We start from the raw sequence: 12968 nt of genomic DNA on the forward strand, positions 1-12968 counted from the left end.
GGCCCCGGTGCGCGAGCGACGGCGCGCCCTGCCATCCTGCGGAGCATTCCTGCCTCTGCGGCCGCGCACGACGAAGGGCCCGGAGGCTCTGCCTCCGGGCCCTTCGTACGGTGCGCGTCCTTAGCGGACGACGACGGCGAGGACGTCGCGCGCCGAGAGGACGAGGAAGTCCTCACCGGCGTACTTGACCTCGGTTCCGCCGTACTTCGAGTAGATCACCTTGTCGCCGACGGCGACGTCGAGCGGCACGCGGTTACCGTTGTCATCGATGCGACCGGGTCCGACAGCGACGACCTCGCCCTCCTGGGGCTTTTCCTTCGCGGTGTCGGGGATCACGAGGCCCGAAGCGGTGGTCTGCTCTGCTTCGACCTGCTTGATGACGATGCGATCCTCGAGCGGCTTGATGGAAACCGACACGGTTGACCTCTTTCTAACTGAAGACTGGTTAGCAACCTCAGGGTGAGAGTGCTAAATCGAGTTTAGGGGTCTGCTGGCAGTCTCGCAACGCGAGTGCCAACACCGTGTAACGCGGGATAGTGTGTGGGGCGTGGATCGCCCCGAGCTCGTCGAATTGCTGTCACCCGAGGGGCTGCGCCTTCTCGACTCCCTCCCCCCGTGGACCCCGTCGCTCGACGCGGTGAAGGCGGTGAGCGATCTGCGTCGCCTCGGCCACTCCCCCGCACTCGTCTCCGCCGTCCTCACGCAGTCGAGGCTCCGTGCGAAGGCGCGAGCCAAGTTCGGCGAGTTCGCCGACCGGATGCTCTTCACCGAACCGGGACTCGAGCAGGCCACACGACTGTCGGTCGCGGCCATCCATGCGGGCCGCTTCGACGCCGCCGGCGTGCGCCATGTCGCCGACCTCGGGTGCGGCATCGGCGGCGACGCGCTCGCCTTCGCCGCTGTCGACCTCGACGTCACGGCGGCCGACATCGACGACACGACCGCGGTCATCGCCTCGTTCAACCTCGCTCCGTGGTCGGGCGCGCGAGCTCTCAACGCCGCTGCCGAAGACGTCGACCTCACGGGAATCGACGGCGTGTGGCTCGACCCTGCACGTCGAACGACGACGGGTGGACGAACCACCCGTCTCGCGAACGCCGCCGACTACTCGCCGAGCCTCGACTTCGGATTCGCGCTCGCGAGCGACCGAGCCGTCGGAATGAAGCTCGGTCCGGGAACCGATCGCGACGTGATCCCCGACGAAGCCGAAGCGCAGTGGGTCTCGGTCGACGGCGACGTCGTCGAGCTCGCGCTCTGGTTCGGCCCGCTCGCACGCCCCGGCGTCAAGCGCGCTGCTCTCGTCATCGCGCGCGGCGCCGCACACGAGCTGACGAACGATGCGGACTCGGCCGATGAGCCCGTCGGAGACCTCGGTGACTACCTCTATGAACCCGACGGGGCCGTCATCCGTTCGCGGCTCATCGGCGACCTCGCGCGCCGTCTCGACGCTCGCATGCTGAGCGAGGGCATCGCCTACCTGACCGCGGATGCCGGTGCCGAGACCCCGTTCGCAACCCGATTCCGGATCCTTGAGCACCTCCCCACCGATGAGAAGAAGCTTCGCGTCGCCCTGCGGGAACGCGAGATCGGTGTGCTCGAGATCAAGAAGCGCGGGATCGACGTCGACCCCGCTCAGCTGAGGAAGCGGCTGCAGCTGCGGGGCGAGTCGTCGGCGACGATCGTGATGACGCGTCAGGCCGGTCGGCACGTGACGCTTCTCGTCGAGCGAGTCTGACCGGGTGAGCGCCCGTCAGATGACGGGCGTCGGAACCGCAGCGAGATAGAAGTAGAACCAGAGTCCGCAGAACACGAGCCCGGCGGCACCCGTGGCGACACCGAGGAACGCCGCGGCTCGACCGTGTTCTTCACGGCGAAGGCCGAGGGCGCCGAACACGACGGCGGCGAGCGACAGGGGCGCGAGCCACCCGACGAAGAGCGAGCCGACGAGGCCCATGACGCCGGCGATCGCGCCGATCATGCTGAAGACGTGTCGCTGCACGGAGTCTTCGTAGACCTCGGTGTCGACCTCGTCGTAGACCGGGCGGTGGATGACGAGGAGCTGGCCTGTCGGAGTGCGCCGGATCTCGCCGGTGTCGAGTGGAAGATCGTACTCACGCGGGCGCGGCTCGGCCGGAGCTGGCGCGTTCGGCAGCGGGATCTCGCCCGAGACCGCGCGGTGCTGACCGTGGCGGGTCTCGGAACGAGACACGGGTGCCTCGCCGAACGGCGAGGCACCCGTGGAATTCGTCACTGTTCGATTATCGACGATCAGTAGGTGTAGCTGTTGCCGTAGGTCGCCAGCGAGACGAAGAAGATCACGGCGATGACGGCGAAGATGAGCGAGATCGCGACACCGACGAAGCCGGTGATGATTCCGGTCAGCCACATGCCCTTGGCCGCGGGCTCCTTCTTCTTGCCGAGGAAGCCGAGGACGACACCCGCAGCGGACAGGATGAACCCGAAACCGAAGGTGAAGAGCGAGACGAGCACACCGAGGATGCCGGCGATGAGCGCGATGATGCTCAGCACGGGCGACTTCGACGGAGCGGCGCCACCGTACGGAGCACCGTAGACCGGCGCGCCGGGGGCACCGTACGCCGGCTGGCTCGGGGCGCCGTAGGCGGGCTGACCGGGAGCACCATAGGCCGGCTGCCCGGGAGCGCCGTAGGCGGGAGCACCGTACGCGGGCTGCTCGGGCGCACCGTAGGCGGGCGGCGCCTGCGGCGGAGCGGTCGGCGCAGCGGGAACCTCGGGTGCAGCAGGAACCTCGGGCGCGGCAGGCGCTTCGGGGGCGGCGGGCGCCTCGAAGGGAGGCTCCCCGGGCACCTGGGGGTCGCTCGCGGCGGGAGCACCGAAGTCGATCGACGGCGCCTCGGCCGCGGCGGGCTCGGGGTTGGTGCCTTCAGGCTTCGTGCCCTCAGGGTTCTGGGGATCAGACATGATCACTGCCTTTCAGGAGAAGGAATCAGTACGTGCTCGTGACGGCGCCGTTGGCCGCCAGGAAGCTGAAGAAGATGACGAAGAGGACGATGGCGATGATCGAGAGCGCGACACCGATCCATCCGATGATGGTTCCGGCGAGCGCCATGCCGCGGCCGAGCTCACCGGTCTTCTTGATCTGCGAGAGCGAGATGTGGCCGGTGATGAGACCGACGAGGAAGCCGATGCCGGTGAAGAGACCGACGAGCGATGCGACGATCGAGACGATCGCGAGAGTGTTGGTCTTGCCCGGTGCGTTGCGGTAGTCGGCGCCGGGAAGGCCCGCTCCGTAGGCTGCGCCGGGATAGCCCGACCCGTAGGCCGGTGCTGCAGGCTGTGCGGAGGCCGCGGGCTGGTCGCCCTGCGGGAGGTTGGAGTCGGTCACGGTCTGTCCCCTCTGATCGTTGGTGACCCCGAAACGGTGTCAATGGCTCACCGAAGAAATGCCCCCCGATGAGGTGTAACACCTCAGATTAGCGTGAGACCCGGGCGGCCCGCAGGAGGTTACCGTTCGTCGACTTGAATATCCGTCACGGGCAGTGTCGAGTCCGCTCCGAAGTCGAGGGTCGACGGCGAGCGTCCCGCCATGATGAGCTGGGCGCCGAGGGCTGCGATCATCGCCCCGTTGTCGGTGCAGAGCGACAGCGGCGGAATCCGGAGGGCGACCCCTGCGGCGCTCGTTCGCTCGGCGGCGAGCTCGCGGATGCGGGCGTTCGCGACCACGCCTCCGCCGAGCAGCAGCCGGGGAACCCCGTAGTCGGCGCAGGCGGCGAGCGCCTTCGTCAGGAGGACGTCGGCGACGGCCTCGCGGAAGCTCGCGGCGACATCGTCGAGAGGAACGTGCTCACCGGCATCCGTCGCCCGTTCGACCCAGCGCGCGACGGCCGTCTTCAACCCCGAGAAGCTGAAGTCGTAGCGGTGCTTCTCGCGGTCCTTGGCCTGCGTGAGTCCGCGCGGGAAACGGATGGCGGTCGGATCTCCCGTCGCCGCGAGCCGGTCGATGTGCGGGCCCCCGGGGTAGGGCTGTCCGAGAAGGCGAGCGACCTTGTCGAAGGCCTCGCCCGCCGCATCGTCGATCGTCTCTCCGAGCAGTTCGACGTCGGAGACGAGGTCGCGCACGAGAAGGAGCGACGTGTGCCCGCCGGAGACGAGGAGGGCGATCGTCGGGTACTCGAACGGCGCATCGTCGGCGAGCAGGTCGGCGCCCACGTGTCCGACCAGGTGATTGACGGCGTAGAGCGGCAGATCGCGCGAGACCGCGAGCGCCTTCGCCGCGCCCACGCCGACCATGAGGGCGCCGGCGAGACCCGGCCCGCTCGTCACGGCGATCGCGTCGAGATCGTCGAGGGTCACGCCGGCTTCGGCGAGCGCCGCCGTGATGGTCGGGTTCATGGCCTCGAGGTGCGCACGCGCGGCGACCTCCGGCACGACTCCCCCGTACCGCGCGTGTTCGTCCATGGACGACGCGATGACGTTCGCGAGCAGCTCGGTTCCGCGGACGATGCCCACGCCGGTCTCGTCGCACGACGTCTCGATGCCGAGCACCAGCGGCGCGCTCACGACAGCACCTCGGCCGGGGCCGCGACGGGGGCCGTCAGCTGAAGGCGCATCACGAGGGCATCGACTCCATCGGGCTGGTAGTAGGCGCGGCGCACGGCGATCTCTTCGAATCCTTCGCGGTGATAGAGCCGTTGGGCGACCGGGTTGTCGGCGCGCACCTCGAGGAACACCTCACGGATTCCGCGCTTCCACGCCTCCGCGATGAGCGACTGGATGAGCACGCGCCCGAGGCCGCCTCCTCGCGACTCCGGGGCGACGGCGATGGTCTGGATGTCTCCCTGCAACGCACCGCGCGCGGCGAAGGCGCCTGCGTAGGCGGCGATGCCGGCATCGGCGTCAGCGCCGACCGGCAAGGCCACGAGGTAGTAGGTGTCGTGGTGAGCGAGCTCGGCCTGCATCGACTCGCGCGACCACGCATCGGTGCCGAACGTCGGCGTCTCGAGCGCCATGATCGCGTCGACGTCCTCGACGTGGGCGCGGCGCAGCTGCCACGTCATCAGCTCACCCGCTTGGCGGTCGAGAGGGTCACGTCGGGCGAGCGCAGGTAGACCGGCTCGTCGGCGGCGAAGGGGCGACGCGCGAGCCAGCGGAGTTCGGCGACCATGCCGAGTGCACCCGCCGAGATCGTCGCCGCATCGAGACGCTCGGCGTCGAACTCGGGAACCTCGATCGCCTTCGCGAGAGCCGGGCCGTCGAGCAGTTCGGGCAGGCCCGCCGCATCGAGCGTGGAGTACCGCGACCAGGCGACCTCGCGGCGGCGGGCGTCGGTGACGACGAGCAGCGGGCCGACGTTGCCGGCTCGATACCACTCCCACGCGACGGCGTCGTGACTCATGACAGGGACGACGGGCTTGCCGAGGCCGAGGGCGAACGCGCGCGCGGCGGCGATGCCCACGCGGAGACCCGTGAACGGACCGGGACCCATGCCCGCGACGACGCCCGAGAGCTGCGAGCGCTCGATGCCGGCATCCGTCAGTGTGCGCTCGAGGAGGCCGCCGATCACCTCGGCGTGCCGCATCGTGTCGGGCGTGCCGTTCTCGGCGAGGATCCCGGCTTCGGCATCGACGACGGCGACGCTCGTTCCCGCGGAGGTGTCGATCGCGAGCAGCATGGGTCCAGCCTAGTTCGCCCACCGCGGGCCGACGGCGGTGATCGTCACCGTGCGCGGCTCATCGCCGTCGAGGTCGTCGCTGGCAGCCCGCGGTCTCTCGATCTCGATGTCGATCCACGACTCGACGACGCCCTCGAGCATGCCGCGACCCCACTCGACGACGGTGACCGAGCGGTCGAAGTCGAGGTCGAGGTCGTCGAGTTCGAGAGCGCTCGCGAGCCGGTACGCGTCGACGTGCACGAGGGGCGGCCCTCCCGTGACACTCGGGTGGGTGCGCGCGAGCACGAACGTCGGGCTCGTGACCGGGCCGCGGATTCCGAGGCCCTCGCCGAGGCCGCGGGTGAACGTCGTCTTGCCCGCACCGAGCGGGCCGGTGAGCACGAGCAGGTCGCCGGCGCGGAGCTCGGCGGCCACCGTTCGCCCGAGCGCCTCCATCTCGTCGGTCGACGCGATCTCGATCCGTCCGTCGATCATGCGCTCGGGTAGGTGCGTGCGACGCGCGGACCGATGCGCGTCACCACCTCGTAGTTGATCGTGTCGGCGGCCGTCGCCCACTCGTCGGCGCTCGGTGCGCCCGTCGCGGGATCGCCGAAGACGACGACCTCGTCGCCCACCGAGACGGTGTCGTCACCCACATCGACGATGAACTGGTCCATCGCGATCCGCCCGACGATGGGCCTCCTCCGTCCCGCGATCCAGACGTCGGCGCGACCCGAGGCGAGACGAGGGATGCCGTCGGCGTATCCGATCGGCACGAGGACGAGAGTCGTGTCCGTCTCCGCACGCCAGATGAAGTCGTACGACGCCCCTGTACCGGCGGACACGCGACGCACGGCCGCGACCCGAGCACGCAGTGTCATCGCGGGCGAGAGACCCAGGTCGGCCGACGTCGTGCCGTCGCCGAAGGGCGAGAGCCCGTAGATGCCGATGCCGAGGCGGACGAGGTCGTAGCGCGCCCCGGGTCGGCGGAGCGCGCCGGCCGTCGAGGCGAGATGGCGGACGCCGGGAGCGACACCCGCGCGCGCGGCGACGCCGAGACCCCGTTCGAACGCGGCGACCTGGTCGGCATCGGACTCGTCGGAGGCGTTCGCGAGGTGGCTGAAGACTCCGGCCACACGCACTCGACCGTCATCCGCGAGCTCGCGTGCGCGGTCGAAGAGACGGCGCCACTCGCTCTCCGCGACTCCGTTGCGGCTGAGGCCCGTGTCGAGCTTGATGTGGACGCGCGCATCGCCGGCGTGAACGGCATCGGCCGCGACACGATCGAGCTGATCGAGCGATGAGACGCCGATCTCGATGTCGGACGCGATCGCAGTGCGGAACTCGCTCTCGCCATCGTGCAGCCACGCGAGGATGGGTGCCGAGATGCCGGCCTCGCGCAGCGCGAGCGCCTCGTCGAGGTCGGCCACGCCAAGTCGCGATGCTCCGCCCTCGAGGGCTGCGCGCGCGACGGCGACGGCGCCGTGGCCGTAGCCGTTCGCCTTGACCACGGCCATCGCGGAAGTGGAACCGGCTCGGCGCCGGAGTTCGGCGACGTTCCGTCGGATGGCGTCGAGGTCGACGGATGCCTCGCGGCGCGGCGCGGTCACGATGCCGCCTCGACGACGACGAACGCCGTCGCGACGCCCGCGTCGTGGGTCATCGAGACGTGCACGTGCTGGCCTGCCGCGAGCTCGGCGAGAGCGCCGTGCAGGCGGAACTCGGGGTCGCCCGAATCTCCGTTGACGACCTCCATGTCGTGCCAGCGCAGGATCGCGGTGCCGCCGAACGCCTTGATGAGGGCCTCCTTCGCCGCGAATCGCGCCGCGAGCGAGCGCGTCGGCCGGGAGCGTTCGCTCTCAGCGAACAGTCGCTCGCGGAGGCCGGGCGTCCGATCGAGCGCACGCTCGAACCGCGCGATGTCGACGACGTCGACACCGATACCGGTGATCACGACTTCACCACGCGCGGCTACTCGACGGTGACAGACTTCGCGAGGTTGCGAGGCTGGTCGACGTCGAGGCCCTTCGCGGTCGCGAGCTCCATCGCGAAGATCTGGAGCGGCACGACGGCGAGCAGCGGCTCGTAGAGCGGAGCGGCGAGCGGGATGCGCAGCACCTCGTCCGCGAACGGGAGCACTGCCGCGTCGCCGACCTCGGCGATCGCGATGACACGCGCGCCACGGGCCCGGATCTCCTGGATGTTGGAGACGACCTTCGAGTGCAGCTCGGCCGAGCCGCGCGGGCTCGGCACGACGACGAAGACGGGCTGACCGGGCTCGATGAGCGCGATGGGGCCGTGCTTGAGCTCACCGGCGGCGAAGCCCTCGGCGTGGATGTAGGCGAGCTCCTTGAGCTTCAACGCGCCCTCGAGGGCGATCGGGAAGCCCACGTGGCGACCGAGGAAGAGCACGGAACGGGTGTCGGCCATCCAGCGCGCGAGCTGCTCGACCTTCTCGGCCTGCTCCAGGACCTCGGCGATCTTGTCGGGCACGGCCTGCAGCTGCTCGGCCTCGACGGCGAGTTCGGCTGCGCTCAGCGTGCCGCGCACGCGCGCGAGGTGAAGACCGAAGAGATAGAGGGCCGTGATCTGGGCGACGAACGCCTTCGTCGAGGCCACAGCGACCTCGGGGCCGGCGTGCGTGTAGATGACGGCGTCGGATTCGCGCGGGATGGTGGAGCCCTGCGTGTTGCAGATCGAGATCGCCTTCGCGCCGTTGGCACGCGCGTACTTGACCGCCATGAGGGTGTCCATCGTCTCGCCCGACTGGCTGATCGAGATGACGAGGGTCGTGTCGTCGAGCACGGGCTCGCGGTAGCGGAACTCGTGGCTCAGCTCGATCTCGACGGGGACGCGGGCCCACTTCTCGATCGCGTACTTCGCGACGAGGCCGGCGTAGGCCGCTGTGCCGCACGCGACGACGGTGATGCGGCGGATGCCCTGCAGGGCGGTGTCGCCGAACGCCTCGAGCTCGGGGATGACGACGGAACCGTCGTGCAGGCGACCGAGGATCGTCTTCGCGACGGCCTCGGGCTGCTCGGAGACCTCCTTCTTCATGAAGCTCGGCCACCCGCCCTTCTCGGCGGCTGCAGCGTCCCATGCGACCTCGAACGGCTCGGCCTCGACCGGGTTGCCGTCGAAGCCCGTCACCGACACGGAGTCGGCGGTGATCGCGACGATCTGGTCCTGACCGATGGCGACCGCGTTGCGGGTGTACTCGACGAAGGCGGCGACGTCGGAGCCGAGGAAGTTCTCGCCCTCGCCGAGGCCGATGACGAGCGGCGAGTTGCGGCGGGCGCCGACGACGAGGCCGGGCTGGTCCTTGTGAACGGCGAGCAGCGTGAACGCGCCCTCGAGCCGGGAGACCGTGCGGCGGAATGCCTCGACGAGGTCGCCCGAGTCGGCGTAGTCGCGCCCGAGGAGCACAGCGGCGACCTCGGTGTCGGTCTCGCTCCGGAACGAGAAACCGTCGGCGAGCAGTTCGTCGCGCAGTTCGGAGAAGTTCTCGATGATGCCGTTGTGGATGACGGCGAGGCGCCCCTCGTCACCGAGGTGCGGGTGCGCGTTCTGGTCGGTGGGGCCGCCGTGCGTGGCCCAGCGGGTGTGACCGATGCCCGTCGTGCCGTTGTTGATCGGGTGCGCGTCGAGTTCGTCGACGAGGGCCTGGAGCTTGCCCGACTTCTTCGCCGTGCCGAGGCTGCCCTCGGCGTCGATCACGGCGACTCCGGCCGAGTCGTAGCCCCGGTATTCGAGACGACGCAATCCGCCGATGAGCACCTCGATGCTCCGGTCACTACCGACATATCCGACGATTCCACACATGGGTGCGATTCTAGTTGTCCGAGACTGGGTAGACGCCCGCGACCATAGACTGGGGCGCGATGTCAGAAGCACACAACGGGCTCGCACCGAGTTCCCCGTTCCTCGAGCTCGATCGCGCGGCCTGGGCGAAGCTCGCACCGTCGTTGCCCCTCCCCCTCACGGAGACGGAGATCGTGCAGCTGCGCGGCCTCGGAGAACCGCTCGACATGCGCGAGGTGGCCGAGGTCTACCTCCCCCTCAGCCGGCTATTGAACATCTACGCTCAGGGCGCCCGGCGCCTCGGTCATGTGACCGCCGAGTTTCTCCGCGGACGCGAGCAGCCCACGCCGTTCGTCATCGGCGTCGCAGGCTCCGTCGCCGTCGGCAAGTCGACGATCGCCCGGCTGCTCCGCGAGCTCCTCTCCCGCTGGGAGGAGACGCCGCGCGTCGAACTCATCACGACCGACGGATTCCTGTACCCGAACGCCGAGCTCGAACGCCGCGGACTCATGGAGCGGAAGGGCTTCCCCGAGTCGTACGATCGGCGCTCGCTCCTCCGATTCGTCAGCGAGGTGAAGGCCGGAGCCGCCGAAGTGCGCGCGCCGTTCTATTCGCACCTCAGTTACGACATCGTGCCGGACGCTCAGATCACCGTTCGTCGTCCCGACGTCCTCATCGTCGAGGGACTGAACGTGCTCCAGCCGCCCGCGCAGGGCCACCGCCTCGCGGTGAGCGACCTCTTCGACTTCACGATCTACGTCGACGCTCGCACGCGCGACATCGCACGGTGGTACGACGAGAGGTTCCTGAAGCTCCAGCGCGGAGCGTTCTCGAACCCGCGGTCGTACTTCCACCGCTTCGCGTCGCTCAGCGAAGAGCAGGCTCGGGCTCGCGCGGCATCCATCTGGTCATCCATCAACGAGCCGAACCTGCTGCAGAACATCCGGCCGACGCGGTCGCGGGCGAAGCTCGTGCTGCGCAAGGACTCCGACCACAAGGTCGACCGGGTGCTGCTCCGGAAGCTCTGACGAGCGACGGATGCTACAGGGCGAGCCGTTCACGCACGACGCCCGCGAGTGACTCGGCGAAGGTCTCGGCCGTCGCCTGATCGGCTGCTTCGACCATGACGCGCACCATCGGTTCGGTGCCTGACGGACGCAGGAGCACACGCCCGGTGTCGCCGAGCGCCTCCTGAGCCGAGCTCACGGCCGCCGCGATGACGTCGTCGGAGTCGAGCGCGTGGTGGTCGACGCCGCGCACGTTGACGAGCACCTGCGGGTAGACGGTCATGACGGTCGCGAGCTCGGCGAGCGACTTGCCCGTCCGTGCCATCTCGGCAACGAGGTGGAGACCCGTGAGCACTCCGTCGCCCGTCGTCGCGAACTCGGTCATGATGACGTGACCGGACTGCTCGCCGCCGAGGGCGAGCTTCTCGTCGTTCAGCGCCTCGAGAACGTAGCGGTCGCCGACCTTCGTCTGCACGACGCGTATGCCGTTCTCCTCCATCGCCTTCCGCAGGCCGAGGTTCGACATGACCGTCGCGACGAGGGTGTCGTCGGTGAGTTCGCCGCGGCCCTTCATCGCGATCGCGAGGATCGCCATGATCTGGTCGCCGTCGACGACGTTGCCCGCTGCATCGACGGCGAGGCAGCGGTCGGCGTCTCCGTCGTGCGCGATGCCGACGTCGGCGCCGTGCTCGAGCACGGCCTGCGCGAGGAGATCGAGGTGGGTCGAGCCCACACCGTCGTTGATGTTCATGCCGTCGGGGTCGGCACCGATGACGGTGACCTTCGCGCCGGCATCCGTGAAGACCTCGGGAGAGACGCCGGATGCCGCGCCGTGGGCGCAGTCGAGAACGACGTGGATTCCGTCGAGACGGTTCGGCAGCGTGCCGAGGAGGTGCACGACGTAGCGGTCTTCGGCGTCGGCGAAGCGACGGATGCGACCGACTCCCCCGCCCGTGGGCGCGAGCTTCTGGCGGCCGAGGTACGACTCGATGCGGTTCTCGACCTCGTCGGGCAGCTTCGTGCCGCCGAACGAGAAGAACTTGATGCCGTTGTCGGGAGCCGGGTTGTGCGACGCCGAGATCATGACGCCGAAGTCGGCACGGATGTCGTTGATCAGGAACGCGGTGGCCGGCGTCGGGATGACCCCGGCGTCGAGGACATCGACGCCCGAGCTCGCGAGACCGGCGGAAACGGCAGCCGTGAGGAACTCACCGGAGACGCGCGGATCGCGCGCGACAACGGCCACAGGCCGTCGCCCCGCGGAACGACGTTCCTCGGCGTGACGGCCTTGAGTGAGCACGGCCGCAGCGGCCTGGGCGAGGCCGAGGGCCAGGTCAGCCGTGAGTTCACGGTTGGCCAGCCCTCGGACCCCGTCCGTGCCGAAGAGGCGAGGCATGAATGCTTAGCGCTTCGAGAACTGAGGCGCCTTGCGAGCCTTCTTGAGACCGGCCTTCTTGCGCTCGATGACGCGAGCGTCACGCGAGAGGAAGCCGGCCTTCTTGAGGCTGGGTCGGTTGTTCTCACGGTCGATCTCGTTGAGAGCACGAGCGATCGCGAGGCGCAGTGCGCCGGCCTGACCCGAAGGGCCACCGCCGGTGATGCGTGCGATCACGTCGTAGCTGCCGATGAGGTCGAGGACCGTGAAGGGGTCGGTGATGAGCTGCTGGTGCAGCTTGTTCGGGAAGTAGTCCGCGAACTCACGGCCGTTGACCGTGATGCCGCCGGCGCCGGGGATGACGCGCACGCGGGCGATGGCCTGCTTGCGACGGCCCACGGCTGCGCCGGAGACGTTCAGCACGGGACGGGGGGTCTGGGGAGCTGCCTCGGCCGGAGTTTCGGTCGTGAAGCTCTCGGGGGCCTGCTCGATCTGGTCTGCGATCTTCGCCACGATAGTTAGTCCTTAATTCTCAGAAGTCGATCGGGCGCTTACTGCGCTACCTGGGTGAGGGTGTACGGCGTCGGCTGCTGAGCCGAGTGGGGGTGCTCCGGGCCCGCGTAGACCTTGAGCTTGCGCAGCTGCGCACGGCCGAGCGAGTTCTTGGGGAGCATGCCGCGGATCGCCTTCTCGACGGCGCGGACCGGGTTCTTCTCGAGCAGCTCGGAGTAGCTGACGGCGGTGAGGCCGCCCGGGTAACCCGAGTGGCGGTACGCCTTCTTCTGCTCGAGCTTCGAGCCGGTCAGAGCGACCTTGTCGGCGTTGACGATGATGACGAAGTCACCGGTGTCGACGTGGTTGGCGAAGATCGCCTTGTGCTTGCCGCGGAGGAGAGCGGCGGAGTGGCTCGCGAGGCGACCGAGAACGATGTCGGTTGCATCGATGACGACCCAGTCACGCTGGATCTCAGTGGCCTTCGGAGTAAATGTGCGCGTCACGATAGTGGCTGCTTTCTGTGTCGAACGGAGGAGTTCGTGAATCCCGCTCCGGGCGCCTTCTCGAGGAGAAGACAGTCAGTGGAGGGCTCACGTTCGTGTACCCGGCCGCAGAGGCACGGGCACCAACGGACAAGACTACGCGACGCCGACGGATGCCG

16 protein-coding genes are annotated in these 12968 nt (G+C 69.0%); 2 read left to right on the plus strand and 14 right to left on the minus strand.

Annotated features, from left to right (window positions below):
• Positions 1-120: 120 nt before the first annotated feature.
• Positions 121-417 (minus strand): co-chaperone GroES, encoded by a 297-nt coding sequence (gene groES, locus BJ972_RS06850; RefSeq protein WP_066041091.1) that lies wholly within the window; start codon positions 415-417, stop codon positions 121-123.
• A gap of 130 nt (positions 418-547) precedes the next feature.
• On the opposite strand from groES, the gene BJ972_RS06855 reads away from it, so the two are divergent.
• A complete protein-coding gene (locus tag BJ972_RS06855) occupies positions 548-1735 on the plus strand; it encodes a class I SAM-dependent methyltransferase (RefSeq protein ID WP_129173140.1) in 1188 nt (395 codons plus the stop codon).
• Between the two features lie 15 nt (positions 1736-1750).
• Here BJ972_RS06855 and BJ972_RS06860 read toward each other — a convergent pair whose 3' ends face one another.
• The 10 genes from BJ972_RS06860 to glmS form a co-directional block, all read right to left on the minus strand.
• Entirely contained in the window at positions 1751-2251 is a 501-nt protein-coding gene (locus BJ972_RS06860; RefSeq protein WP_129173142.1) for a hypothetical protein, read from the minus strand.
• 17 nt (positions 2252-2268) lie between these two features.
• Entirely contained in the window at positions 2269-2940 is a 672-nt protein-coding gene (locus BJ972_RS17550; RefSeq protein WP_164989884.1) for a DUF4190 domain-containing protein, read from the minus strand.
• Positions 2941-2965: 25 nt separating this feature from the next.
• Entirely contained in the window at positions 2966-3364 is a 399-nt protein-coding gene (locus BJ972_RS17655; protein ID WP_241830733.1) for a DUF4190 domain-containing protein, read from the minus strand.
• Between the two features lie 119 nt (positions 3365-3483).
• Complete coding sequence (gene tsaD / locus BJ972_RS06875) at positions 3484-4539, minus strand: tRNA (adenosine(37)-N6)-threonylcarbamoyltransferase complex transferase subunit TsaD (RefSeq protein WP_129173144.1); 1056 nt, start codon at positions 4537-4539, stop codon at positions 3484-3486.
• A complete protein-coding gene (gene rimI, locus BJ972_RS06880) occupies positions 4536-5036 on the minus strand; it encodes a ribosomal protein S18-alanine N-acetyltransferase (protein ID WP_129173146.1) in 501 nt (166 codons plus the stop codon). Before rimI ends, tsaD begins: the two co-directional genes overlap by 4 nt.
• A complete protein-coding gene (gene tsaB / locus BJ972_RS06885; protein ID WP_129173148.1) occupies positions 5036-5650 on the minus strand; it encodes a tRNA (adenosine(37)-N6)-threonylcarbamoyltransferase complex dimerization subunit type 1 TsaB in 615 nt (204 codons plus the stop codon). Before tsaB ends, rimI begins: the two co-directional genes overlap by 1 nt.
• A gap of 9 nt (positions 5651-5659) precedes the next feature.
• Entirely contained in the window at positions 5660-6124 is a 465-nt protein-coding gene (tsaE, locus tag BJ972_RS06890) for a tRNA (adenosine(37)-N6)-threonylcarbamoyltransferase complex ATPase subunit type 1 TsaE (protein ID WP_129173150.1), read from the minus strand.
• A complete protein-coding gene (alr, locus tag BJ972_RS06895; RefSeq protein ID WP_129173152.1) occupies positions 6121-7239 on the minus strand; it encodes an alanine racemase in 1119 nt (372 codons plus the stop codon). Before alr ends, tsaE begins: the two co-directional genes overlap by 4 nt.
• Positions 7236-7583 (minus strand): holo-ACP synthase, encoded by a 348-nt coding sequence (locus BJ972_RS06900; RefSeq protein WP_129173154.1) that lies wholly within the window; start codon positions 7581-7583, stop codon positions 7236-7238. The genes alr and BJ972_RS06900 overlap by 4 nt, the downstream gene beginning before the upstream one ends.
• A 17-nt stretch (positions 7584-7600) precedes the next feature.
• Entirely contained in the window at positions 7601-9451 is a 1851-nt protein-coding gene (gene glmS, locus BJ972_RS06905; protein ID WP_129173156.1) for a glutamine--fructose-6-phosphate transaminase (isomerizing), read from the minus strand.
• A 59-nt stretch (positions 9452-9510) separates the two neighbouring features.
• On the opposite strand from glmS, the gene coaA reads away from it, so the two are divergent.
• Positions 9511-10458 carry a type I pantothenate kinase gene (gene coaA / locus BJ972_RS06910; protein ID WP_129173158.1) on the plus strand — a complete coding sequence of 316 codons (948 nt, stop codon included), beginning with the start codon at positions 9511-9513 and terminating at the stop codon, positions 10456-10458.
• A gap of 13 nt (positions 10459-10471) precedes the next feature.
• Here the strand turns inward: coaA and glmM are convergent, their stop codons facing one another.
• From glmM to rplM, 3 genes are read right to left on the minus strand one after another with little or no spacing between them, the layout of a single operon-like run.
• Entirely contained in the window at positions 10472-11833 is a 1362-nt protein-coding gene (gene glmM / locus BJ972_RS06915; protein ID WP_129173160.1) for a phosphoglucosamine mutase, read from the minus strand.
• A 6-nt stretch (positions 11834-11839) separates the two neighbouring features.
• The gene (gene rpsI / locus BJ972_RS06920) at positions 11840-12325 is read right to left on the minus strand and encodes a 30S ribosomal protein S9 (RefSeq protein ID WP_129173162.1); all 486 of its coding nucleotides are present in this window, start codon (positions 12323-12325) and stop codon (positions 11840-11842) included.
• A 38-nt stretch (positions 12326-12363) separates the two neighbouring features.
• A complete protein-coding gene (rplM, locus tag BJ972_RS06925) occupies positions 12364-12810 on the minus strand; it encodes a 50S ribosomal protein L13 (RefSeq protein ID WP_129173164.1) in 447 nt (148 codons plus the stop codon).
• Positions 12811-12968: the final 158 nt, after the last annotated feature.

Source organism: Agromyces atrinae (assembly GCF_013407835.1).
Taxonomy (GTDB): domain Bacteria; phylum Actinomycetota; class Actinomycetes; order Actinomycetales; family Microbacteriaceae; genus Agromyces; species Agromyces atrinae.